The organism is Sphingobacterium rhinopitheci, from assembly GCF_022627575.1.
Lineage (GTDB): Bacteria > Bacteroidota > Bacteroidia > Sphingobacteriales > Sphingobacteriaceae > Sphingobacterium > Sphingobacterium rhinopitheci.
The window spans coordinates 52,607-78,361 of sequence record NZ_JADEYQ010000002.1 but is presented as its reverse complement, the minus strand read 5'-3'; the positions used below and the strand labels follow the sequence as shown (position 1 = coordinate 78,361).

Annotated in this window: 22 protein-coding genes; 13 read left to right on the top strand and 9 right to left on the bottom strand. The window is 35.3% G+C overall.

Annotation, left to right across the window (positions count from 1 at the left end):
* The first annotated feature begins 181 nt into the window (after positions 1 to 181).
* Positions 182 to 1,225, top strand: coding sequence for a hypothetical protein (locus tag IP023_RS03165; protein WP_394801844.1), 1,044 nt, complete (start codon positions 182 to 184; stop codon positions 1,223 to 1,225).
* Here the strand turns inward: IP023_RS03165 and ruvC are convergent.
* Positions 1,222 to 1,785 (bottom strand): crossover junction endodeoxyribonuclease RuvC, encoded by a 564-nt coding sequence (ruvC, locus tag IP023_RS03160; RefSeq protein ID WP_241789125.1) that lies wholly within the window; start codon positions 1,783 to 1,785, stop codon positions 1,222 to 1,224. The genes IP023_RS03165 and ruvC overlap by 4 nt on opposite strands.
* A 92-nt stretch (positions 1,786 to 1,877) precedes the next feature.
* Here ruvC and IP023_RS03155 point away from each other — a divergent pair, with 92 nt between their 5' ends.
* The gene (locus IP023_RS03155) at positions 1,878 to 2,852 is read left to right on the top strand and encodes a flippase-like domain-containing protein (RefSeq protein WP_241788800.1); all 975 of its coding nucleotides are present in this window, start codon (positions 1,878 to 1,880) and stop codon (positions 2,850 to 2,852) included.
* 49 nt (positions 2,853 to 2,901) lie between these two features.
* Positions 2,902 to 3,966, top strand: a complete 1,065-nt coding sequence (locus tag IP023_RS03150) for a glycosyltransferase family 2 protein (RefSeq protein WP_241788799.1) — start codon at positions 2,902 to 2,904, stop codon at positions 3,964 to 3,966.
* On the opposite strand, the gene IP023_RS03145 is transcribed toward IP023_RS03150, so the two are convergent.
* Positions 3,963 to 4,700, bottom strand: a complete 738-nt coding sequence (locus IP023_RS03145; RefSeq protein ID WP_241788798.1) for a lysophospholipid acyltransferase family protein — start codon at positions 4,698 to 4,700, stop codon at positions 3,963 to 3,965. The two genes, IP023_RS03150 and IP023_RS03145, sit on opposite strands and share 4 nt — an antisense overlap.
* Positions 4,701 to 4,821: 121 nt before the next feature.
* Between IP023_RS03145 and IP023_RS03140 the strand changes: the two genes are divergently transcribed.
* Genes IP023_RS03140 through IP023_RS03125 form a run of 4 tightly spaced genes read left to right on the top strand, consistent with a single transcriptional unit; the run spans position 4,822 to position 7,517 of the window.
* Positions 4,822 to 5,097 (top strand): DUF2089 family protein, encoded by a 276-nt coding sequence (locus tag IP023_RS03140; protein WP_241788797.1) that lies wholly within the window; start codon positions 4,822 to 4,824, stop codon positions 5,095 to 5,097.
* Complete coding sequence (locus IP023_RS03135; RefSeq protein ID WP_241788796.1) at positions 5,084 to 5,557, top strand: hypothetical protein; 474 nt, start codon at positions 5,084 to 5,086, stop codon at positions 5,555 to 5,557. Before IP023_RS03140 ends, IP023_RS03135 begins: the two co-directional genes overlap by 14 nt.
* Positions 5,547 to 6,149 carry a hypothetical protein gene (locus IP023_RS03130; protein ID WP_241788795.1) on the top strand — a complete coding sequence of 201 codons (603 nt, stop codon included), beginning with the start codon at positions 5,547 to 5,549 and terminating at the stop codon, positions 6,147 to 6,149. The genes IP023_RS03135 and IP023_RS03130 overlap by 11 nt, the downstream gene beginning before the upstream one ends.
* Positions 6,150 to 6,152: 3 nt before the next feature.
* Entirely contained in the window at positions 6,153 to 7,517 is a 1,365-nt protein-coding gene (locus IP023_RS03125) for an alpha/beta hydrolase family protein (protein WP_241788794.1), read from the top strand.
* Positions 7,518 to 7,592: 75 nt separating this feature from the next.
* On the opposite strand, the gene IP023_RS03120 is transcribed toward IP023_RS03125, so the two are convergent.
* Complete coding sequence (locus IP023_RS03120) at positions 7,593 to 8,303, bottom strand: SDR family NAD(P)-dependent oxidoreductase (RefSeq protein WP_241788793.1); 711 nt, start codon at positions 8,301 to 8,303, stop codon at positions 7,593 to 7,595.
* Positions 8,303 to 9,232: a lysylphosphatidylglycerol synthase transmembrane domain-containing protein gene (locus IP023_RS03115; protein ID WP_241788792.1), complete on the bottom strand. Its 930-nt coding sequence runs from the start codon at positions 9,230 to 9,232 to the stop codon at positions 8,303 to 8,305. Before IP023_RS03115 ends, IP023_RS03120 begins: the two co-directional genes overlap by 1 nt.
* A gap of 408 nt (positions 9,233 to 9,640) precedes the next feature.
* On the opposite strand from IP023_RS03115, the gene IP023_RS03110 reads away from it, so the two are divergent.
* Positions 9,641 to 10,201, top strand: coding sequence for a hypothetical protein (locus IP023_RS03110; RefSeq protein WP_241788791.1), 561 nt, complete (start codon positions 9,641 to 9,643; stop codon positions 10,199 to 10,201).
* A 554-nt stretch (positions 10,202 to 10,755) separates the two neighbouring features.
* Here the strand turns inward: IP023_RS03110 and IP023_RS03105 are convergent.
* Positions 10,756 to 11,928, bottom strand: a complete 1,173-nt coding sequence (locus tag IP023_RS03105) for a trans-sulfuration enzyme family protein (RefSeq protein WP_241788790.1) — start codon at positions 11,926 to 11,928, stop codon at positions 10,756 to 10,758.
* A gap of 228 nt (positions 11,929 to 12,156) precedes the next feature.
* Here IP023_RS03105 and IP023_RS03100 point away from each other — a divergent pair, with 228 nt between their 5' ends.
* The 3 genes from IP023_RS03100 to IP023_RS03090 all read left to right on the top strand — a co-directional run bounded on the left by IP023_RS03100 (position 12,157) and on the right by IP023_RS03090 (position 17,938).
* Entirely contained in the window at positions 12,157 to 14,043 is a 1,887-nt protein-coding gene (locus tag IP023_RS03100; protein ID WP_241788789.1) for an alpha-L-fucosidase, read from the top strand.
* A 7-nt stretch (positions 14,044 to 14,050) separates the two neighbouring features.
* Positions 14,051 to 16,378, top strand: coding sequence for a glycoside hydrolase family 95 protein (locus IP023_RS03095; RefSeq protein WP_241788788.1), 2,328 nt, complete (start codon positions 14,051 to 14,053; stop codon positions 16,376 to 16,378).
* A gap of 93 nt (positions 16,379 to 16,471) precedes the next feature.
* On the top strand, positions 16,472 to 17,938 hold the full coding sequence (locus tag IP023_RS03090) for a hypothetical protein (RefSeq protein ID WP_241788787.1): 1,467 nt from the start codon (positions 16,472 to 16,474) through the stop codon (positions 17,936 to 17,938).
* A gap of 15 nt (positions 17,939 to 17,953) precedes the next feature.
* Here IP023_RS03090 and IP023_RS03085 read toward each other — a convergent pair whose 3' ends face one another.
* The 3 genes from IP023_RS03085 to IP023_RS03075 all read right to left on the bottom strand — a co-directional run bounded on the left by IP023_RS03085 (position 17,954) and on the right by IP023_RS03075 (position 19,564).
* On the bottom strand, positions 17,954 to 18,190 hold the full coding sequence (locus tag IP023_RS03085; protein WP_241788786.1) for a PLDc N-terminal domain-containing protein: 237 nt from the start codon (positions 18,188 to 18,190) through the stop codon (positions 17,954 to 17,956).
* A 105-nt stretch (positions 18,191 to 18,295) separates the two neighbouring features.
* Entirely contained in the window at positions 18,296 to 18,859 is a 564-nt protein-coding gene (gene pth / locus IP023_RS03080) for an aminoacyl-tRNA hydrolase (RefSeq protein ID WP_241788785.1), read from the bottom strand.
* A gap of 105 nt (positions 18,860 to 18,964) precedes the next feature.
* Positions 18,965 to 19,564 (bottom strand): 50S ribosomal protein L25/general stress protein Ctc, encoded by a 600-nt coding sequence (locus tag IP023_RS03075; RefSeq protein ID WP_241788784.1) that lies wholly within the window; start codon positions 19,562 to 19,564, stop codon positions 18,965 to 18,967.
* A 192-nt stretch (positions 19,565 to 19,756) separates the two neighbouring features.
* Between IP023_RS03075 and IP023_RS03070 the strand changes: the two genes are divergently transcribed.
* Positions 19,757 to 21,022, top strand: coding sequence for a Gfo/Idh/MocA family oxidoreductase (locus IP023_RS03070; protein ID WP_241788783.1), 1,266 nt, complete (start codon positions 19,757 to 19,759; stop codon positions 21,020 to 21,022).
* Between the two features lie 13 nt (positions 21,023 to 21,035).
* Positions 21,036 to 24,437, top strand: coding sequence for a DUF1080 domain-containing protein (locus IP023_RS03065; protein ID WP_241788782.1), 3,402 nt, complete (start codon positions 21,036 to 21,038; stop codon positions 24,435 to 24,437).
* Positions 24,438 to 24,716: 279 nt separating this feature from the next.
* On the opposite strand, the gene IP023_RS03060 is transcribed toward IP023_RS03065, so the two are convergent.
* Positions 24,717 to 25,673 carry a ribose-phosphate pyrophosphokinase gene (locus IP023_RS03060; RefSeq protein ID WP_241788781.1) on the bottom strand — a complete coding sequence of 319 codons (957 nt, stop codon included), beginning with the start codon at positions 25,671 to 25,673 and terminating at the stop codon, positions 24,717 to 24,719.
* Between the last annotated feature and the right edge of the window lie 82 nt (positions 25,674 to 25,755).

Below are 25,755 nucleotides of genomic sequence, written 5' to 3'. Positions count from 1 at the left end.
ATACAACCTAAATATACAAGTTATTATTTTTTCTTTTATTTATATTTTACAAAAATAGCAACTAATATTCATTTTCTTTTTTTATTTTCTAAAAAAAAGGAAAACTATTTTACGATATTTATATATTCAATATAAAATGAATACTTTTACTTTTTGTAAATAGTAGCAAAGGTGAATGGCAATGGAGATCGATGATGTAAAAATATCAAGAAAAAAGCCTATTTTTTCTGTTAGTACTGGATTAGCTAAGTATTTGAAAATGTACCAAAGGGACGCACGATTACCCATTAATTATGCTGATCTGCTGAATTTTCAAGAAACCGTTCCTGTAATGGACAAATTTGGGAATGATACCCATTGGGAAACACCATTGTATCCTCCATATGTGCAAGATCAATTGTATGATGGGCTCAAAATTATTTATGCTATTCTCAAAGCTTCTGGTAATACACGTATTGTACAACATAAAATAATTGATAGAATTGAATATTGTGCTTTTGGTAATACAAAGCCATTCCGTATTCGTATCATTAATAGATTGAATGACGTGTATGATTATTTCTATATTAAGCAAGCAGATGCTTCGCGGATATATGGTTTAGAATTAGAAGAAATATTGTCCCCAAATCAAGTCAATTATGTATATGACGGTAATACATTAATTGAGGAACATATAGTAGGGATTCCTGGAGATACATTCAGCAAAACCCGTTTAGGAAATCCTGATTATAATTTGACCCGTATTGCCAAGGAGTTTGTTAAATTTAATGAAAGATGTGCTATCTCCTTGTTGGGGGATATGCGTGCCTATAATTATGTGATGCAAATTACCCCAGATTTTGATGATTTTCAATTTCGCATTAGAGCCATAGATTTTGATCAACAATTTTTTGAAGGCAATCCTCGCGTATATAGACCGCAGTTTTTTAAGGAGAATTTCCCTTTTGTAAAATTGTGTATGGATTACCTAACGGATAAAACTGTACAACAGTACCAACAAGAAGAACGCTCTTCCATCGTTCATCGTGTACGAAGCGAAAGGCACCGCATAAAAGATTTGCGTGATGCTTCTCGTGGACAAGAGTTATCCACCCTTGAGAATATTATGCAGCTTAGAGATGGTTATGCTAAGTCTTATAACGACAACAATTATTATAACTGTAAAAGTATGCCTGATATTGTGGAACTGAATGTTAAGAATGTAATTCGTCAGGTACAGCTCTAGCGTACTCTTTTTTCATTGTCTTTTACAAATGCTGACCAAGTAGAATAACTTTTGTTTCCAACGCTTGTGTTTTGTTGGAAAGAGTGACAAACAGCTACGGCTAATCCATCTGTAGCATCCAGAAATTCGGGGGTTTCTTTAAAGCCTAACAAACTTTGAAGCATCGCAGCAACTTGTTCTTTGCTGGCATTTCCATTGCCCGTCACAGATTGTTTTATTTTGCGCGGCGCATATTCGTGAATAGGAATATCTCTGCTTAATGCTGCAGCCATCGCTACGCCTTGGGCGCGACCCAATTTGAGCATCACCTGAATATTTTTTCCGTAAAAAGGTGCTTCTAGAGCGACACAGTCAGGTTTATATTCTTCTATTAGTGCTAATGTTTTCTTGAAAATGCGTTGCAATTTAAGACCATGATCATCGAGGTGACCCATTTTGATGACCCCTAAAGTCTCCAAGGAAATCTTTTTACCGACTTCCTTGATGATTCCATACCCCATTACAACTGTACCTGGGTCAATGCCTAAAATGATCCTCTCTTTTGCCTTTTCCTTCTGCATGCCCAAAATTACATATTTAATTGGTACTGTTTTTTCTTATTTGTATCGATTTCAGGGAAATATTCTTAAAATTGTGATTAAAACAAATAGTGTTGACAAAAAATCAAAAGAAATATCTTAATATAATCATTAAACTTACCATAGTTGGATTAGCCCTATGGTTTGTTTATACCAAAGTTCATAATCAGAAAAATCTTGCTGCATTCACTAAGCTTGTTAATGGGTTAGATGATAATGTGCTGAATTATGCCTTGATTATTGTTGTTCTAATGATGTTTGCTAATTGGGCTTTGGAAATTGTTAAGTGGCAATATTTGACACGATCATTACAGAAGCTCAGCTTTTGGACCGCTACCAAGTCTGTTTTCTGTGGTTTGACATGGGCAATATTTACGCCCAATAGAATTGGTGAATATGGCGGACGGATTATGCTGTTGAAGAGTGATAATCGCGCTAAAGGTGCTGTATTGATGGGGGTAGGCCTATTTGCACAGTTGGTGCTTACGAGTTTTTTTGGTGCCTTGAGCATAGCTTGGTTTGTCACTACATTTTTGGATACTCCTGTGGCCATCAATTTTGGGATTTGGATGATCGCTATTATCTACGCTCTTGCGTTTGTCGTATTATATTTTAATGTTCATTGGGTAGATTATTGGGTAGGTAAGTTTAAGTTTTTAGCTCGGATAAAGCCTTTTTTTGGCGTTTTGCTTGAGGTAAGTCAAAGGGAATTGCGCTATGTTTTAGTATTATCTTTATTTCGCTTTATAATATTTACTACGCAATATATTATCTTGATGGTTATCATATTACCTGATATTTCGCTCGTAGCGATGGTACTAATGATATTTATTCTTTTCTTTGTGCAAGCGGCTTTACCGACCTTGGATATCTTTGACTTTAGTGTTCGAAGCTTCGTAGCGAGTAATTTATATGCTTATATTACGACACAAGAGATTGCTGTCATGGCGATAGTTTCTTGTGTATGGTTTGTGAACTTAATATTGCCCGCGTTGATAGGGTCTTTTTTTGTGTTGAACGTTAATTATTTAGGTGATAGTAATACTTAATTTTATACTTGTATTTTTTGCGCTAATTTATACATTGATTGTATTGTATATGCGCAAAGGGTGGTCAGTAATACCTTATTTCTCCAAAGAAAGGAAGGTCAATACTGCTGTTTCGGTTATTATTGCCGCACGAAATGAAGAAGATAATATAGCCAGAACAATAGATGCTATTATAAATCAAAATTTCCCTCAGGATAAGCTTGAGCTTATTATTGTTGATGATCATTCCACAGATAATACAGCAGCCATAATCTCTTCCTACGCGGATAGGGGGGTTAGGTTATTACAGCTGGATGTTGGTGATGCCTTGAATTCCTACAAGAAATATGCTATTACCAAGGCGATAGAAATGGCTTCGGGTGATATCATTGTATCTACGGATGCCGATTGTAGGATGGGTAATAATTGGTTGAAGACCGTAATTAGTTATTTTGAAGAAAATGATAGTTATATGGTTTCTTCGCCAGTATCTTATTCAGAAGAAAAAAACCGTTTCGAAGAATTACAAACGTTAGAATTTCTCTATTTGATCGGCTTAGGAGCTGCAGGTATAGGGAATAGATCTCCTACAACTTGTAATGGTGCTAATTTAGCCTACCGTAAATCGTTATTCTTTGAGCTTGGTGGGTTCAATGGTATTGATAATTTAGCATCTGGTGATGATGAATTATTCTTACACAAAGTAGCGGAAAAGTATCCTCATAAAATAGGTTTTTGTAAATCTAGAGAAGCAATTGTGTACACAGATGCTAAGCCTGATTTGAAATCTTTTATTAGTCAACGCAAGCGTTGGGCTTCCAAGAGTACAAAATATAAAGACAAGAAAGTTGTTGCTTTGGGCGTTAGTATTTGGTTATTTAACCTTGCATTGATTCTATCTCTATTAGGTTTTATCCTATTATTGCCACAGTTTAACTGGTTGCTTTTGGTGGCTTTTGTATTGAAGATAATGGTAGAATTTATATTTATGATACCTGTTACCAGCTTTGTAAATCGTACTTCTTTATTGTGGTATGTACCTATACTATCTATCATACATACTGTTTATATTGTATATATAGGCGTTGCCGGCAATATAGGTAAATATGATTGGAAAGGTAGAAATGTTAATTAACCTTCTACCTTTGCACGTATCGTAGTTTCCGCCAATTTGACGATTTCTTCTAATGTTAATCCTTCAGTATTAAGTGGCTCCATAACTTCCCAGCTCATGTCGATGCATGTATTTAACGGATAAGAGCCATATTGAACCATTTCGTAGGATCCTTTTATGGCAATAGGAACAATCAATGCATTAGGATTCTTTTTTACAAGAGTCGCAATTCCACCGATAGAAAATGCTTTCATTTTACCGGTTTTGGTTCTTGTGCCTTCGGGAAATATAAAAGCTGACCAATTGTGTTCCTTCATGTTATTCGCAAGCTTTAAAATCTCCGCAATAGACTGCTTTGTGTCTTTACGGTCAATATTGGCCGCTCCACCATGTTTCAAATTAAAGGAGATGCTCGGAATACCCGCTTTCGCTAATTCTATTTTAGAAATAAATTTTCCATGAAAACGTCTCAAAAAATAAATCAATGGAGGGATATCAAATGTACTTTGATGATTAGCAACAAAGATGATAGGCCTATCTAGAGGCAGTTTTTTATTGTCAATAAATGTTATTGTATTTCCTAAAGTATAATAGCTATATGTCAACAAGAAGTTAAGAATATCGACTGTTTTTTTATGCGCACCGTATCCTCCTAATTTTAAGGCTAACCATTGAATAGGATGAAATATAATCAAACAAAGGCCGAAGCAGATGTAAAATATCGGTGTTAGGATATACCCAAAGATTTTTTTCATAACATTTAAAAATGCAAATATACTAATTTGCCTTAAATGCTATTTTAAAAATATTATTTTGAATAATGTTAATTGTGTTATTAATAATAGTTATATTTAATTCAATAATGTTTGTTTTTATATGAAATTACCTGTGCGTTGCCCTAGCTGTGATACACAACTTGAAGTTATAAAATTGAGTTGCCAGCAATGTAAGACAGAAGTAATAGGATCTTATAAGGTTCCTGTATACAATCAACTGGATGCTGATGAACAAGAATTTATTATCCAATTTTTATTGAATTCAGGAAGCTTGAAGGAGATGGCTAATATTTTGAATAAAAGCTATCCTACAGTACGAAATAAACTAGATGATCTTATAGCTAAAGTAAAAAAGATAAGTGATGAAGAAATATAATGAAAGTCAGAATTTTATGAGTAATTGGCTGATTATTTTGCTTATTATTCTGTTTGGTGTCGAATTTTACGACGTGTATGAGAATTATCAAATTAAGCATTCTGTTGAATTTGGCGTTAGTTTTTGGATATTTTTAGCGGTACTGCTCAGTTTAATTTTGGTTCGATTGAAAGTCGCTATTGATGATGATGGAATAGCTGTGAAATTTTTTCCATTTGTATTGCAAAAGAAATGGAATTGGGACAGTCTAGAATCTGCTCATATCGTTCAATACAGCTTAATGGATTATGGCGGTTGGGGCTATAGAATTAGTAAGAAAGGGATCGCCTATACGACAAAAGGGAAGTATGGCATTCAATTGGTATTGAAAGATGGAAAACAAATTTTAATAGGTACACAGCAACCGAAAGAAGTAGAATTAATCTTATCAAAATATTTTGTTAATACGAATGAACATTAAGCTTGCCAAATTACTAATCAACCCATTTGAAGAGATTTCTTCTACTAAATTATTGATTATTGGTTTGCTAGCATATCTTGCCAGTAGTGTGTTCGTATTTTATTCAAAGTGTCATTTTGAAGGTTTAATTGGTATTAAATCCGGAAGGAACACTAATTTGGCCTTAAGCTTTTATAATAATGGAATAGCTATTGTATTACTTACATTGGGATGCTATATCTTTAGTTACCTCAAAAAATCGAACTTTAGGCTGATTGATATTTTCAATGTTGTATTAATTAGTAGAATCATTATTTACGCATTACTATTAATTTTAATAGAGCCATTTATAGTTAAAAATACCTTGTTAAAAGTGGAGATGGCTATTTTGGATGATGATTTTATGTTGGCTACTTTGACAAATTTTGATCGAACGGTACTCACGATTTTTGGTTTTTTGTGTATCTCATTTATAGTGTATTTCTTTTACTTCTTTATTACAGGACTTCGATTTGTAATAAATTCAAAAACAAAAATGGATAGTATTTGGATTTTACTTATTGTTTTTGGACTGGAAATTGTATTTACATTGTTTCATTTTAATATTATTTAGCCTATGAAAGGTATTTACTTATTGTTGCTGCTTTTAATGCAAGCCTGTACTTCTAGTGCTCAAACTTTTGATGGTGTATGGAAGGGTAGTTTGGATATTCAAGGTCAGCAGCTTCCTTTAGTTTTTGAACTAATAAAGACTGGGGATAAATGGGAGGGATTTATGCAAAGTCCAGCACAAAGTAATGCTAAATTTCCTATATCAACAGTTTCCATTAAGGGGGATTCTATCGCTATTCGTGTGAATGCTATAGGACTAGCCTACAATGGTGTACGAAAGAGTAATATAATTGACGGACACTTCAAGCAAGGCGCTTTTGAGGCAGAGATGAAACTTCACAAAGCTGAAGATAAAGAGAGTAATAAAGTGTTGGTGCGTACCCAAGAAGTACTTCCTCCATACGATTATGATACGATAGATGTTAAGATAAAGAATAGTTATGACAATATTGAGTTGGCAGGAACACTGACATACCCTTCAAAAAAAGGTAAATACCCTGCTGTACTTTTATTGACAGGTTCCGGACCACAAAATAGAGACGAAGAATTGTTTGGTCACAAGCCTTTCAAAGTATTAGCTGATTATCTTACACGCCATGGTATTGTCGTTTTGCGTGTTGACGATCGTGGTGTAGGACAGAGTACGGGAGATTTTTCGAATAGTACAATAGAAAATTTTAGTAAAGATGCTATTTCGGCTTTTGATTATCTAAAAAAACTACCACAAGTAGATAAGGCCAAAGTAGGTATTATTGGCCACAGTGAAGGTGGTTTGATCGCTGAGCTGTTAGCGGGGCAGCATTTGCCTGATTTGGCATTTATAGTTTCTTTGGCTGGGCCTTCATTTTCTATTGATCAATTGATGGTAGAGCAATTGTATGCTGTAGGTAAAGCTTCGGGAATGACGGAACAAGATTTAATTAAGGCTCGAACCATTAATACACGTAATTTTGCTATCGTAAAGAGTGATTTGAATACGCAGGATGCCTATCAGCAATTGCTGCAAAATATGTCTATGGCAAATATTGGTAATAGCAATAAGCAGATGGAAAGAGAACTATTGACCATGCTGGCCCCCGCATATCGTTATTTTATGCGTATAGAGCCAGAACGATACATTGCGCAGATAAAGGTTCCTGTGTTTGCAGCATTTGGTACCTTGGACGTGCAAGTACCTTCAACGCAAAATCTTAAAAGTTTATATAATCTATTACCAAAGAATTCTAAAACGGTACTCAAAGAGTATAAAGGATTGAATCATCTATTTCAAAAAGCTACAACAGGACAGGTATCTGAATATATGGATATACAAGAAACAATGAATCCGCAAGTGATGACAGATGTTGCGGAATGGATTAATGGGTTATAATGTCCTATTTATACCCTAAAAAAAAAAAAGGATTTACTACTAGTAAATCCTTTTTTAATGATTTTTTGATTGCTATTAAGGAGTAGTATTTGCTACTGGTAAAATTTTACCATTGTAAAATTTAGCGCCAGTTTGTGCAAATTCGGCTACATATCTGCCCATTTCGAAAGCCAAGGTGCCTGCTTGTGCGTCAGGGAATGCTTCTTCAAACATTTCCGTTTGCGATGAGCCTAGGGCTAAGCAGTTTACTTTTATGCCTTTAACTTTAAATTCTTCTGCTAAAACTTCTGTAAGTATAGCTAAAGCACCTTTACTTGCCGAATAAGCACTAAGTCCTGAAAACTTAACCGATCCTTGGACACCGCCCATGCTACCAATATTTACAATATGTGCACCTTCAGACATTAATGGAACGATATGTTTGATCATGTTGACATGCCCCAATATATTGGTTTGAAGCATTGAAGCGAACTCTTCGGTACTGGTTTCTAAAAATGGCTTATTAATTAATGCACCAGCATTATTGATCAGAATATCGACTTTATCGAATTTAGATTTTATAAAGGGAATTAAGGAATCCGTATAGTTGTCGTAAACAATATCAAACTGTGCAGGATATAATTGTCCTCCATCAAAATTGAGGTCTTTCGCTATTTCGTGCAGACGTCTCAATTTATCCGCTGAACGTGCTAATGCGATTACATTGTTTTCTTTATTTGCTGTAAGGTCTAGAACAGTTTCAAAACCTATTCCGCTACTCGCGCCAGTAATAATAATATTTGCCATTATTCGTTTTCGTTTATTTTGTCGTCAATAATTTCTTTCTCTACTTCTTTAGCTGATGGTAATTTATCTTCACCAAGGCCTGAGGGTTTTAGTGTGAAATATAATCCAGGGAGTGAGGTGATAAGTGAAATGAAATAAAATATTAAACTTATTGTTGCTGCCAATTGGAAATCTACCTGAAGGTATTTCCCTAATGCTATAGCTGCCGAATCACGCACGCCCAACGCACCTCCTACAGAAGGAATGATCGCTGTGATAGAGGATATGAGAAATATTAATAGATGGGGTGAAAATTTATCATTGTGATTTAATGCTAATAAAATAAGGATAGCGGTGAGAATCTGAAAACCCTGTACGCCCAATGCTTTAACATGTGTCTGTATAAAACGCTTGGCAAAAGGGCGAAAAAATAAATACAATATATAGAGGTAAGCTGCTGTACCAACGAAAGCTAATAGAATCGTTATTTCGTTAGGAATGGCAAAGCGGGGCATGAATACTATAAATGCGCATGAAAAAATTGCTAAGGCCCACAATCCACTTAAGCGGTCAAAAAATACAGCACTCAATAGCTGTCTTGTTTTAAAGCCATATTTCTTCTTTAGAAAATATACTTTATACGCATCTCCACCAACACCACCAGGTAGGAAAAAATTGTACAACAAGCCTAACCAATAAAGCTTTAGGTTGTAGCTTTCAGACAATTTAAGATGGATTGTTTTGAAAAAACTATTTAGGCGTGAAGAAGCGACTACTTGTGAAGTGATATAGCTTAATAGTGCCAAAAATAGGTACCAAAAGTTAGCATTGATAATAGATTGTTTAAACTCTTCGAAATGAAGGTTGCGCGATAGCCAATATAACGCTGCTAAAGTCACAATAACTTTAAAGGCATTTTTAGCAATATTTAAAAAATTTAGTTTAGACATATATCCTATTGTGCAGAAACAAAAGTAATTAATTATCTATAATGTTTCGTAGATTCTTGTGTACAACAGGATCAAGTAAATGCAAAAAAATGCTGTAGCTAGTGAGAATAACCAGTTTAATTCAATTAGTGCATATTTATTTTTCAGTACGTAGATTAATAAGGTGAAAACAGTTAAAAATAATAAAAGTGGAAAAATTAGGACCCATTCATTTGTAAAATGAAGTGTCATATTCATATTTTTATCTGAAAAAAATAAATAAACTGAAAAGGCTAATGTGATTATTAATAAACGTAAAAATGTTTTTGCAACAATTTTACTTATGGTATGATTTTTGGCATTCATGATTTAATAAGATTTGCTATCTTGCAAAGATAACTAAAATGAACTTTTATAATTTATAATACTATGCGAAAACACATTCTAACTATTGTATCAATATTGACTGTTGTATTGTTAGTTACTTCATGCGGAGCTCAGAAAAAGGGGTCTTCGCCTGCTAATTCCTCTACTTCGACAAGTGCTACTGGACCTACGGCTTCTCAATGGAAAGCTGGCGTAAAAGGAACATGGGTACTACAGTCTGTAGAACGTCAAGATATCCCTCAGTCGTATGTTATAAAAAATATATTCGATGAAGCTCCTGTAGATTGTTTTATAGGAAGTGTGTGGAATCTTCCAGGTGGAAATCATAGAGGATCGATTACGTTCAATTCTTCGGGTACTTTATGTGCTAACGGTGCGGTAAGAACTATTGTATGGTCTATTTACAATCCTGGAAATATGGGAGGTAACCCTGAATTTCAATTTAAAAAAATATATGCAGGTGATAAGGCGAGCAACGTAACATCAGGCTATAGATTAGAACTTTCTTATGCTGATGATAGTAGATTAGATATGAAAATGCCTATCCCATTAAATGATGGAAAAACAGGCTATTTACTGTTTAATTTTGCTAAAACAAATTAATCGTATATTACTTAAACATCATAAAAAAAGCAGTTAAAAGAAGTCTTCTTTTAACTGCTTTTTTTATGGAGCCTAGCGACAAAAATACAGTTCGATTATTAATTCTTATATTTTTAATTATCGCTTTTGTTATAGTACTGTGCTTTTGGTAGTTTACCATTTAATGCTAGAAATTAGCATCGCTGCGCTTATAGGTATATCCCAATGAAACCTATTTTTTGAAAGGGGTAAAATCCTAGTAACTGATCTATTCCTTTATAAAATAGCCACTAACATAGATAATGCTAATGGCTATAGTATTTATGTTATTTCTTTATTTAGAAAAATGTATCGTCTTTCTTTTTTAAAAAGTATAATGATATACAAGATAATGCTATAAATAAAACCAATAATCCGAGAATAATTAAGCTGTAATCACCTTTACTTTTTAGTATTGAATATAGACCATATGCAACACAAAAAGCAATAATAAAATAGAATAGTCCTACAGCTAATTTTTTCATCCTAGTTATTTTAAGCGTTATGTTTTCTTAAAATTAACTACAATTATCAAGCTATTTTGTTTGTTCTAATGCCTGTAATATATCATTTATAATGTCTTCTTGATCCTCTAAGCCTACAGATAAGCGGATGGTGCCTGGACGGATGCCCAAATGTATGCGTTGATCTTCTGTCAATTTAGCGTGGGTCGTAGTGGCAGGGTGAGTTGCAATGGTACGTGAATCACCCAAATTGGATGTGTATTTTATCATTTGCAAGGCATCAATAAATTGGAATGCTCTTTCTTTACCTCCTTTTACTTCAAAGGTTACGATTCCTCCACCTGCCTTCATTTGCTTTTTAGCTAACTCAAATTGCGGATGTGAAGGTAAGAATGGATACTTAACATCTGCTATTTCTGCATTTTTTTCCAATTCTGTTGCTAATGCTAGTGCATTGGAACAATGTCTATCCATACGAAGACCTAGCGTTTCTAAGCTTTTAGAGATTACCCAAGCATTGAATGGGGACATAGCGGGGCCTGTGTGGCGTATAAAGAACATCATTTTATTTAATAATTCTTCATTACCTACTACCACACCACCTAATACACGACCTTGGCCATCCATGTATTTCGTCGCCGAGTGGATAGATAAATCAAAACCATATTTCAATGGTTGCTGTAAATATGGTGTAGCAAAGCAATTGTCTATGGAGAAGATGATATTTGGATATTTTGCCTTTAATTGGCCCAATTTCTCTAAATCATATAACTCTAATCCTGGATTAGAGGGGGATTCTAAAAATATAATCTTTGTATTTGGTTGAATAGCATTTTCCCAATCTTCGATATTTGCGGTATCTACATAGCTATGTGTTACACCCCAACGTGGAAATAACTGCGTCAACAATTGATGGGTAGAGCCAAAAATAGCTCGGCTAGATACGATATGGTCACCGCTTTCGATGAATGCTGCAAATGAAGCAAATACTGCTGCCATGCCTGATGAAAATGCTAAGCCTGCTTCTGCCTTCTCTAATGTACATACACGATCAATAAATTCAGTAGTATTTGGATTGGCATATCTAGAATAAACCATACCTTCTTCCTCTTCCGCAAATATTGCTCTACCTTGCTCTGCGCTATCAAATATAAAACTCGATGTCAAATATAATGGTACAGAATGCTCCCTTGTAGCTGATCGAGGAGCTTGTTCTCTGATGATTTTAGATTGATTTTTTTTCATAACTGTGGTAAAGTTAAATATTGTTGAATGAAATGTCGATAAAAATTGTAGAGTTTTTTATGTCAATATGAATTGTCGTGTTAGTCAATCGGTTGAATGAGTTGATGTGGTTTTGGATAAGGGTATTTATAACCATATATAACGGTTTTATTACTTAAAAATAAACCATATGTATAACATATAGATGTCTATTATTATTATCTTTGATTTACAACCAAATGTATTGTTATGAAAACTAACCTTGGCTTAATTCTATTAGGATTATCCCCTTTATTAAGTATAGCTCAAAATATAGCTCCTAAGCCCTATGGAGTTATCCCATCTGAACGTCAATTGAAATGGCATGAGATGGAAACGTATTGTCTTATACATTATACTCCCACTACTTTTCAAGATAAAGAATGGGGATATGGTGATGCTGACGCTAAAATATTTAATCCTTCACAATTTGATGCGAATCAAATCGCTCAAGCAGCAGCTTCAGCTGGATTTAAAGGATTGATATCCGTCGCTAAGCATCATGATGGTTTTTGCCTTTGGCCGACTGCTACTACCACATATAGCGTAGCCAGCTCGCCATGGAAAAATGGTAAAGGAGATATGGTAAAGGATTTTATGGAAGCTTCACATGCCAATGGTATGGAGTTTGGGGTTTATCTATCTGCTTGGGATCGTAATGATACGCGATATGGAACCAGCGATTATACGGACGCATATAGAGAGCAGCTGAAAGAATTGATGTCAAACTACGGAACCTTATTTGCCTCTTGGCATGATGGTGCCAATGGGGGAGACGGTTATTATGGTGGAAAGAATGAAAAACGTGTTATCGATCAAACTACATATTACGAATGGTTTGAGAAAACATGGCCTATTGTGCGTCAATTGCAACCCATGGCGTCAATATTTTCGGATATAGGACCGGATATGCGTTGGGTCGGCAATGAACATGGTTTTGCGGCAGAGACTTCTTGGGCTACTATTACGCCAATCGGGCACAATGGTAAACAGGCGATGCCTGGGGCAACAGATGCTAAGAATCTTCCTACGGGTGATCGCAATGGCGAGCTATGGATCCCTGCAGAATGTGATGTTCCGCAACGACCAGGGTGGTTTTACCACAAGAATCAAGATGCCAAAGTAAAGACTCCAAATCAATTGTTTGAAATCTATATGAAGTCTGTGGGGCGTGGCGCTAATATGAATTTAGGATTAGCGCCTATGCCTGAGGGGTATTTACATCCCAATGATGTTAAGTCTTTAGAGTATTTTGGTAAGAAAGTAAAATATACTTTTGCCAATAATATGGCCAACGGTGCCACAGCTGTAGCTTCAAGCAAACGTAGCAACAGTAGTGAGTTTGATGTGGCAAATATATTTGATGCAGACAGGTATTCCTATTATGCTCCTGCAGATGCTATATTGAATCCTTCGATTGAGATTAAGCTAAAAGGAGAGAAAGAGTTTGATATTATTCGTTTACGTGAAAATATTAAATTAGGCCAACGATTGGATAGTGTACAAGTCGAAGTTTATAATGATGGTAAATGGACAAAATTGGCCTCCGCGACATCTATCGGGGCTAATCGATTGATAAAATTGGAAAAGCCCGTAAAAGCACAACGTTTGCGCGTCAATTTATTTGCTCCTGTCGTACCTACATTGAGTGACTTTGGATTGTTCAAGGAGTTTGATGAGCCTTTTTCTTTTGATGATGATAAAACAAATTATACAAAGTTAAAAAAGAAGGATTATAGCTTCAGTCCTGTTGTCAATGCTGCGTTAGATGGAGATATCAATACTTTTGTGGTATTACCAGATAATAGTAAAGAAATGTCGTTTCAATTAAATAGGCCTATTCAAGCTTTGAGTTACCTACCTCGTCAAGATGGAAATATGGAAGGTACAATTTTGAAATACGAAATATTAACTAGTGATAATGGCAAAGATTGGAGCACCATTCAAATAGGTGAATTCGCTAATATTAAAGCTAATCCTATCGAACAAACTGTAGATTTTTCTCAACCCGTAAAAGCTAAGTTTATGAAACTTGTTGCTACTGAGGTGATCGGTAAAAATGTGACGGTAGCTGAAATAGGTCTTTATAATAAATAATACCTGCATGAAAAATATTTTTGTATGCTTGTTGATTTTTGCCGCTGTACACAGTAAAGCACAAAATCTAATGATGTGGTACGACAAACCTGCCAAACGATGGGAAGAGATGGTGCCTCTAGGCAATGGCTGGATAGGCATGATGCCTAATGGCAATCCAAAGGATGAAAGTATTGTCTTGAATGAGATTTCTATGTGGTCTGGTGGTCCTGAGGATCCCAATAATTATGATGCGTATAAGAGTGTTAAGCAAATTCAAGATCTACTGTTAGCAGGGAAAAATGATGAAGCTGAAAATCTCGTTAACAAGAATTTTGTTACCTCAGGTAAAGGATCGGGGTATGGTAATGGTGCTCAAGTACCGTACGGCAGTTTCCAAAATTTTGGCTTTCTTAATATTTTGCACAATGAGATAGGAGAGGTTTCTAAGTATAAAAGAACATTGGACCTTGCCTCAGCAATTGCTACTACTACATTTACCGCTGATGGTATCAATTATCAGAGAGAGTATTTTACTTCCCAAGATCAAAATGTCGGTGTTATAAAACTAGGCGCCGATAAGAAGTCTGCTATTAATTTTGCGCTTCATTTTTATAGAGAGGAAAATATTAAAAATTATAAAATTGTAGGGAATGAGATTCTTATTCAAGGAGTTTTGCCCAATGGTATTGGTGCTGATGGTATTTCATTTGCGGCTAAGATCAAAGTGGTCACTAAAGGTGGAACTATGATGAATCACGATAATGAGCTTATCGTAAAGAATGCTAATGAAGCGATTATTTATTTTACTGCGTCCACGAGCTATTACGGTACTGATCCTGTACAGACGGCAGCTAATAATTTGAATAATAGCGCTAAATGGAAGTATGATGTACTTAAAAAGAAGCACTTAATTAAATATAAAGAAGTATTTGATCGTGTACAGTTGAATATAGTGGATGCCGAAGATAAAAGTAATGTTCCTACCGATGTACGTATCAAGAGCTTTTATCAAGATCCGAGTCAAGATAATGCTTTAGCAACGTTATATTATCAATTTGGTCGTTATTTGACGATAGCTAGTACGGCACGAAATTCGGATGTCGCGCTACCTCCAAATCTTCAAGGATTATGGGCGCACCAGATTCAAACACCTTGGAATGGTGATTATCACCTCAATGTAAATGCACAGATGAACCATTGGGGAGTCGAAGTCAGTAACCTTTCCGAATACCATGTTCCGTTTATTAATTTGATAAAGCGTATTGCTAAGGAAGGGCAAAAAACGGCTAAGGCATATTACAATGCACCAGGTTGGGTAGTGTACATGATGACTAATGTATGGGGATATTCGGCTCCTGGGGAGAATGCATCCTGGGGATCTAGTACGGCATCGGGCTGGCTTTGTAATCACCTTTGGGAACATTATCTTTTTACAAAGGATCAGCAATATTTGAAGGATATATATCCTGTGCTGAAAGGCGCTGCTCAGTTTTATAAGTCTACTTTGGTATTTGATCCTAAGACACGTACTTATGTAACCTCACCATCTGTTTCTCCTGAGAATGGTTTTAAAATGGCCAATGGAAAGACTGCTTCTGTGGTAATGGGGCCTACAATTGATAATCAAATCGTTAGAGAGCTTTATCAGGCGGTGATAGCCGCTGATTCGATCCTAAATATGAACGATTCATTTGCCCAAGTTTTACGTTCCAATCTATCAGTTATTCCTCCTGCAGTAGTGATTAGTGAATCTGGTAGAGTGATGGAATGGATGGAAGATTATAAAGAGATTGAACCTCAGCATCGTCATGTGTCGCATTTATATGGTTTATATCCAGCAGCTTTTATCTCCCCGATTACTACGCCAGAATGGGCAGAAGCAGCAAAGAAAACATTGCTAGTGCGTGGCGATGAAGGTACGGGATGGTCTAGAGCATGGAAGATTTTATTTTGGGCACGCTTGCATGATGGTGATCATGCGCTCGAAATATTACGTCAACTGATGAAGCCTGCATTCAAAGATGCGGAAACATATAATGGTGTTGGGGCAGGGACCTATCCGAATTTATTCTGTGCACATCCTCCTTTTCAAATAGATGGTAATTTTGGTGGCTCAGCTGGTATAGCAGAGATGCTCTTGCAAAGTCATGATGGTTATATTCATTTATTGCCCGCATTGCCCACTGTATGGAAAGATGGTGAAGTGAAAGGTCTAAAAGCTAGAGGTGGATACACTGTAGATATGAAATGGAAAGATGGTAAGGTGGTTGATTATGCTATTAGTGGTGGTGATAATAAGCACTTAAGGGTTAGAGTTAATGGCGATTGGGAAGAATTAAAAATAGCTAAATAGTTTATTCTAGAAATAATATTAATTGTGAGTTAAATTTTGTATCTTAGGTTAGCGATTTCGCTAACCTAAGATATTTCAAATAACCTCATAAATATGAATAGTCTCCAAAATATTTTTTCTAGACTTTTAATTTTTATCATTGTTTTCTTAAGTATTTCCTGTAAGAAAGTTGATGGCATTAATGATCAAAATGAAGAGGTACATGCCGTAAGTTTTAAGTTCTCCGGTTTTACGAATCAAATATCCCCACTATTAGGTGCTTCAAAAAATAATACCAAATTAGCAACAACTGATAATAACCAAAATTATTCTGAAGGCTACCTATATTATTGGTCTTTCAATAACGACAATTTACTGCCCGATATTAAATTCAATAATCAGTTAATTCCTTCTATTTCTTATAATAATGGTGAAATCCCCAATACCTTTGTCAATTCTACATATTCCTTCGAAAATTTTGCCGCTGGTAGAGCATTAACTTTTGCTGGAGCAAAGGAAATAATCATAAAAATGCCTATAAAAGATGTACTGGAAGTTACAAGCTTAGGCTTTGATCTTGGAAGCCCGGGAACGGGACCCAAGGATTTTGAATTATATTATTCTATTGATAATGGGCTGTCTTACCCTACGTTAGCCTTCAATAATCAATTTGGTAATACCAATACCGCAAACCAGAAGAATACGTACTCATATGATTTGAGAGACATAGATTTTGGTACTGAAGAGTTTTGGGTGAAACTAATTCCAAAGGCTGGCGACAGAGGAAACAGCAGTACTTTTAATGAGAATTCTGGTGTATTAAGGATGGATAATTTCCACTTGACAGGTATAGCGCCTGTTTCCCAAGGAAGTAACGCTATTGATAAAATATATTATTTTCTCTTTAATATGGATAAAGCTGATGTTGTTATTTCCGGTGTTAGTGAAATGAATGGAGATGATGTATTGGATTTAGCAATTCCGGTGGGTGCATACCAGGTTTGTTTTATTACAAATACGTCAAATACAGAGCTTCTGTTTCCAGCCAATCCAACCTTAGCATCCTTCTATGTAAGTAATCTGTTCTCGAATTCCAAAGCTGATATTTTCGGCTATACAGGAGAGCTGGTCGTTGCAGCTGTTCAATCCGAGAATATTGAATTAACGCGCTTTTTTAGTCAGGTAAAAATAGAGTTTACCGATGTTAGAGGCTTAGATCAAGTAACAAAGATTGTAATAGATCAACAACATGATCCTTTTTTCTATGCCCCATTTAATAACGAATTGGCTAATCCTATTTTGGACCAATCATCGATAGAAAGTATTGCGGATTTTTCAGCCAATAAGCAACTTGTTTTTAATCAGTTTTTGGGAATAAAAAATGATATAGTGCCTTTATCTTATGTTGTTCAAGTTTACAATAAAGATGGAATATTACGCACAATTAATTTATCCAGTACATTGAAAAATAATATGCAACTCGTATTTCGTGGAAATTTATTAGATGGTGTAGATTATAATAATTCATTCTCTATTTTTAAGAATGAAGTGTGGGATGGTGAACAAACAACAGATTTTTAAAGTATAATGCACATATTAATTATCATGTTTTACAGGGTAATCTTTGCGTAAAGCCAATAAGTAGATAAGTGAACCTATAAATGGTGCTAATAACAACAATAGAATTAAAAGAATCCGTTGATTTTTATCTTTCGAAAAATCCCTTTTGAATAAATCGAACATACAATAAATCGGTAATATTACGGTAGGAGTCAAAATGATCAATAGAATCAACATTTCCATTACTCCAATATTTATAAATAGGGATGTCATAACTGGTTTTTTTATAAAGATAGAAAATATCTTTAACTTAAAAAATTGTGAAGCAATAGCAAAAGGCTACCCGAGGAGTAGCCTTTTGCTCTGTATGATAGATGTCTATTTAGTGTTTAGATTTGTCATCGTTAGTTCGATCCCAATATTAATGAAGCTTTGAATCATTTTTACCGAATGGTCAATTAACCCTGGTAAATCTTTCTGCTCTTCTTTGTCAAATGGACCTAGTACAAAATCTACTTGGCGTCCTTTTGGATAATTATCTCCAATGCCAAAGCGTAGCCTCGGGTATTGTTGTCCGCCGCAAGTAGCCTCTATGGAACGAAGGCCATTATGCCCTGCTGCCGAACCTTTTGGCTTGATGCGTAGTGAACCAAATGGTATAGCTAAGTCGTCGACGATCACCATTATATTCTCGATAGGTACTTTCAACTGCTGCATCCAATAGTTAACGGCTTTTCCACTCAAGTTCATATAGGTCGTCGGTTTGATGACATATACATTATGACCTCGTTGTTTGAATTCCGAATAATAGGCATGCTTTAATAAAGACCATGTTGCTCCCGCTTCTTTTACCAATTGGTCGGCAACCATAAATCCTATATTATGGCGTGTATCTTCGTATTCCTTGCCTATGTTGCCTAAGCCGATGATTAAAAAGTTCATACTACAAAAGTAAAAAGTTAAACCTCAAAAGTGAAAAAATGATTGTATATAGCATAAAAAAAGGCACCGATAAACGGTGCCTCAAATTTTGTCTTTAGACAAAAATTATTTTTTCTTACCACCTTTAGCAGCTTTAGCAGCTTCTTGCTCTGCTTGACGTAAAGCACGAGACATGATTACTGAAACGATAGTGTCATCAGAATTGTTTAACACTTTAGCGTTATCTAAAACTACTTGACGTACGCGGAAAGATTTACCTACTTCTAAAGATTCCATAGGAACTTCTACCTCTTGAGGTAAGTTCGCAGGTAATGCTTTAATACGAAGTGTACGTAATTTTTGTACTAATTTACCCCCCATTTTAACACCTGGTGAAGTTCCTGTCAATTTGATAGGAATATTCATAGATACTTCTTTATCATCTGATAATTGTAAGAAATCGATGTGTCTTACAACGTCAGTTAATGGGTGGAATTGAGCGTCTTGAACGATAGCCTTTACTTGTTTTCCATCAATGTTTAATTCTACGAATACAACTTCTGGAGTGTAAAGAACTGCTTTCAAATCAGCTGCGGATACAGAAAGGTGAGTTTGTTCGTTGCTTCCGTAAAGTACAGCAGGTACTAAACCTTGGTAACGTAATTCTTTTGCATCTCTTTTCCCTACGTTCTGTCTTACAGAACCGCTAATAGCAATTGATTTCATTTTATGTAATTTATTTATTTTGAGGAGCAAAGATAAGCAAAATATATATAGACGACAATTTGTTTTTTAATAATGGTAAAATCTAAGATACATAATTGCTTTATTACTAGAAAAAGAAGATTGTTTTTTTATATTTGGATTGTAATAATGAGTTATTACATGATTTAAACCTAAGCAAATCATTATAAAGATATGGAAAAACAAAATTCTTCAAGACGTGATTTTATAAAAAAATCATTGATTGGAGCTGCAGCATTTACTATTGTACCTCGTTTTGTCCTTGGTAAGGGATTTTTAGCTCCTAGTGATCACTTAACAAAAGGTGTCATCGGTGTAGGGTCAATGGGAAGAGGACATTTTAATTATGCCGGTACCAAGACTATTGCCATTTGTGATGTTGATACACGCCATTTGGCATTAGCACAAAAAGCTTTAGGTGGGGGAGTAAAAGAACACCATGATTTTAGAGATTTAATTGCTAATCCTGAAGTAGATATTGTACATATTGCTACGCCTCCTCATTGGCATGGTTTAATGTCTTTAGAGGCCGCTCGTGCCGGTAAAGATATTTGGTGTGAAAAACCAATGACCAGAACTATCGGTGAAGGTAAAAAAGTGAAAGAAGCTGTTGCGCAAAATGGAAATATCTTTAGACTAAATACTTGGTTTCGTTTCGATTCCAATTTTTATGGTATGAATGTACCGGTTAAGAAGATTAAAAAAGTAGTTGATACGGGGATGTTAGGATGGCCTTTGAAAGTTACTATTAGTAAGCACACAGGTTTTGATTGGAAATTCTATTGGGTAGGTAAAGAAAATCTACCTATTGAGCAAGTGCCAAAAGAATTAGATTATGAGATGTGGCTAGGTCCAGCGCCAGAGAAACCATACAACTCGCATCGTGTACATACAACGTTCCGTGGATATTGGGATTATGATGGTGGTGGTTTAGGTGATATGGGGCAACATTACTTAGACCCTGTACAATATTTCTTAGGTAAAGATAACGAAAGCCCTGTGAAAATAGAGGTAGACGCTCCTCAGCAACACTCTGATGCAGTAGGTGTTTGGCGCAAAATTACTTATACTTATGCTGATGGCTGTCAAATTATTTTAGATGGCGAAGGTACCGAAGTAGGTAAAGCATATATAGAAGGACCTAAAGGTAAATTATATCGTGGATTTAAGTCTGATATTCCTGATTTGGAAAGAAAATTAGCGCAATATCCTGACCCGGCACCACAAATGACAGATTTTGTGGAAGCTGTGCGTACACGTGAAAAATTCGCCTTAAATGAAGATAACGGTTATTATTCTTGTACATTAGTTAATCTTGGTTTAGCGGCATTACGTCTGAATCGTACGTTACACTATGATTCTGCAAAACAAGAATTTATTAATGACGAAGGAGCTAATAGATTAATTAATCAACCTATGCGCGGTCCTTGGACTATGTAACCTAACTGATCAAATGAAAAAGATTTTTAATACCCTATCAATATTATTGTTGTTGCAAACGGCATCCTATGCACAACAGCCTATTCATCGCTCTTCTGATACAAAAATCGCTGATGTATTAGCCCAACAGCCTGCTGAAGATTACGCTAAATATATGGCGGTGATGAAAGAATTAGAAGGATTTACATCGGAAGATGTTACGATTCTATTACAAGGATTAGGCCCTCAAGGTTCGAATAATGCGCCTCGTGAGTTTGCTACAAACTCTTACGCGTTATTTGTAATGCAGCCTGGTAAAGAGCAATTGCGTGAAACTTATGTAAAAGGTTTATTAGCATCTCTTGATAAAGTAAAAGATCAAAACAATAGAGCATATGTTCTTGAAACATTAAAATTCTGTGCTAAGAATGAATCTATTAATAAGGTCGCTTCATACTTGAAAGATGATTTCTTGACAGAAAAAGCAGCACGTGTATTGTCGGCTATTCATACGCCAGAAGCTGCACAAGCATTAAATGCTACGCTGGCTGCTGATGTCAATGAAAAAGTAGCTACCGCTATTGTCACAGCGTTAGGCGCTTTGAAATCTGCTGAAGCTGAAGCTAGAATTATTGCTTTGTTAGATACATATGCTAACTCTCCGAATTTTGTATACACAGGCTTAACTGCTTTGAGTAAAATAGGTGGTACACAATCTTATGATGTATTTTATAAACATGCTAAAGCCGTAGATCTAGCTTTTGATAGAACCAATGCTGCAGGATTAGCAATAGATTATGCAAATACATTATTAAAAAATAATAATAAAGTGTTAGCTAATAAATTAGCAACACAAATCTATAAAGAAGCATCTGTAGATAAAGGAATTGGAGCGAAAATCGCAGCTTTGGAATTGTTAACTCGTATGAATCCAAGTGCACAGAAGAAAAATTTATTAAAATTGTCTTCGGATAGTAATCCTATACTTCGTAATACGGCTTTAATGTTATTGGCATCTGAAGCAAATACTGCTGATTTAAAAAAATTAGCCTCTTCTATTACAAAATTATCACCTGAAGCACAAGAGTCCGTATTAATTTTCTTAGCAGCAAATGATGCTAAAGATGCTGTACCTGTATTGCAAAAGAATTTAAAGAAAATAAAGGATAGTACTGCAAAAATAGCTGCTTACAAGACGTTGACTGCATTAAGTGGTGGTACAAATACCGAATTTTTAATTGCACAATTGGGAGAAGCAAATAAGGAAGAATCAGTAGCCCTAAAAAATCTTTTACTTACTTCAAAAGGAGCTAATGTAATGGAAGTGGTTAATGTTTCCATGCCTAATGTAAATGAAATTACGCAGTTGGCGCTTTTAGATGTATTAGCTAAAAGATCAAATGCTAATTCAGCAAATCAAGTGTTTGCTTTAATTGAAAATGGATCTCCGGCAGTGCGTAAAGCAGCATTTGCAGCATTACCAAATGTCGTTAATGATCAGGATTTTGATAAAATAATTGAAATATTAGGTAAAGCGGATGCTAGTGAGATTGCTTTTGCGCAACAAGCAGCAACTGTAGCATTGCAAAATAATACCGATAAATCTGCTAAAGTCGCTAAATTGGCAGCAAATATTTCTCGCTCTTTATCTCCGTCATCGGCGAGATATTTCCCAATATTTGCAGGTGAAGGTAGTCCGACTGCTTTACAAGCTGTTACTAACTATACAGGAAATACTAATCCTTTGAAAGGTGATGCTATCGCTGCATTAGCTGCATGGTCTAACACTTCTTCTTTGGATGAATTGACAAAATTACTTCGTACTGAGAAAGATCCCCAAGTATTTAAAACGGTATTTGCTGGTTTTATTAAGCAACTGAATGCAAGTGCTATTCCTGGAGATCAAAAAACAATTTTATTACGTGATGCTTTTGCTTTAGCGCAAACTCCAGAACAGCGTAAATCTGCATTGGCAAGCCTGAAGGCTACAAATACATATATGGCTTTAGTTTTTGCTAGTAAGTATTTGAAGGATGCTGAGCTTTCTGCTGTCGCTACGGATGTAGTAATGAATATCGCGATGGACAATAAAGAGTTTGTCGGTACGGATGTTCGTAATTGGTTGGATATTGCTCAAAATAATCTATCGGGTAGCGAAAGCTCTTACCTAAAAGAAGCTATAGTGCGTCATTTGGCTGAAATGTCAAAAAAAGAAGGCTATGTTTCTTTGTTTAATGGTAAGGATTTGACAGGTTGGAAGGGTTTGGTAGAAAATCCTATCAAGAGAGCTAAAATGTCTGCCGCTGAATTGGAAGCTAAGCAAATCGAAGCTGATAAGAAGATGAATGCTACTTGGTCTGCTGTTAATGGTGAGTTAGTTTTTAATGGTCACGGTGATAATATTGCGACTGTAAAACAATATGGTGATTTCGAATTGTTGTTAGACTGGAAGTTAGATAAAAACGGTAAAGAACCAGATGCTGGAGTTTATTTACGTGGTACTCCTCAGGTTCAGATATGGGATATTTCTAGAACTAATGTGGGTGCAGAAGTAGGTTCTGGTGGTTTATACAACAATCAAAAGCATCAATCCAAACCATCTACAGTTGCAGATAATCCACTTGGTGAATGGAACAATTTTAAGATCAAGATGGTAGGGGAGAAAGTATCTGTTTGGTTGAATGGTGTTTTAGTAGTTGATAACGTTCCTTTGGAGAATTTCTGGGATCGTAACCAGTCCATCTTCCCTATGGAGCAAATTGAATTACAAGCTCACGGTTCTCAAGTATGGTATAGAGATATTTACTTAAAAGAGATTCCTCGTAAAGAAATATATTCATTGTCTGAGCAAGAGAAAAAAGAAGGCTTTGAAATGCTATTTGATGGCACTAATTTAGATAAGTGGACAGCAACCTCTGCTTATGAAATTAATGAAGAAGGGGCATTGCGTTCTAATCCTGATGCTAAATATGGTAAAAATTTATATACCAAAGAACAATATGGTGACTTTGTATATCGTTTTGAGTTTAAATTAACGCCAGGTGCTAATAATGGAGTTGGTATTCGTACGCCTTTAGATGGTGATGCCGCTTACCAAGGTTATGAAATTCAAATATTAGATGATGATGCTGATGTTTACAAAAAATTAGCTCCATACCAATATCATGGTTCTGTTTATGGTATTATACCCGCTAAAAGAGGAGCATTAAAACCTCTTGGTGAATGGAATCAAGAAGAAATTCGAATCCAAGGTGATAAAATTAAAATTACATTGAATGGTAAGGTAATCGTTGATGGTGATATTAAGGAAGCATCAAAAAATGGTACTTTAGATAAAAAAGATCATCCTGGATTGAAAAATAAAACCGGACATATTGGATTTTTAGGACATGGTACTGAAGTGTTCTTTAGAAATATCCGCGTGAAAAAAATCTAGTATAGAATAGGATTTTAACAAATACTAAAAGCAGTTTCTTTAATTATTTTAAACTGCTTTTAGTATATTTCATTGACTTGTAGGACTTAAACTACAAATACATTTATACTTTTAAGATTTATAATTAGAATCTAAATTATACTTATGTTTGTTTAGATTATTGATCTAATAGGATTTTACTGTGGTCAATTATAAAAAATATTAATAGCACACTAACTATTAAATTAAAGGGGCTGTCTCAAAAAGACAGCCCCTTTTAATATGTGATTATATACGAAATTAATCTACACTAAATAATTCTGCAATGGAAGCGTGTTGGTTGACACTTTTGATTGCTTTACCAAACAAATCTGCTGTAGATAATACTTTTATTTTAGTACTATTTTTAGCTTTCTCAGGATCTAATTGAATAGTATCTGTGACAATCATTTCTGACAACATAGAGTTTTCAATAGTTTCGTATGCTTTGCCTGATAATACAGCATGTGTACATACCGCTCTCACTGAATTAGCACCATTTTCCATGATCAACGCTGCTGCTTTTGATAATGTTCCTGCTGTGTCACAGATATCATCTATCAATACAACATCTTGGCCTGTAACATCACCGATAATTGACATCGATTCAATTTCATTTGCACGTTTACGACGTTTGTCACAGATGATAACCTCTGCATTGAAAAATTTAGCAAATGTACGCGCTCTGTATGAACCTCCCATATCTGGAGATGCAATAGTCAAATTAGGAAGATTTAATGATTTGATGTAAGGAACGAAAATTACCGACCCATCTAAATGATCAACAGGGATATCGAAGAAGCCTTGAATCTGAGCTGCGTGTAGGTCCATCGTCATAATACGAGATGCACCAGCGGCTGTAATTAAGTTTGCAATCATCTTTGCTCCAATCGCAACACGAGGCTTATCTTTACGATCTTGTCTTGCAAAACCAAAATATGGAACAACAGCAGTAATATAGTGTGCTGAAGCTCTTTTGGCTGCGTCGATCATTAATAATAGTTCGAAAAGATTGTCGGTAGGTTGATTTGTTGATTGGATTATAAAAACGTCACTGCCACGTACTGATTCGTTGTAGAATGGCTGGATTTCGCCGTCACTAAATCTGGAAAGGGTTTTCTCTCCGAGTGGTTTTCCATAAGCCGTGGAAATTTTTTCTGCAAGTTCTTGTGTGCCAGAACCAGCGAATAATTTAACCGTGTTAAATTGCAAAGGCATGCTGTTGTATATTTAAAAGTAATATATAAATGATTATTCAATCAGAGCGCTCATTTTTAGATTCTGTCGTTACTTAACGTAA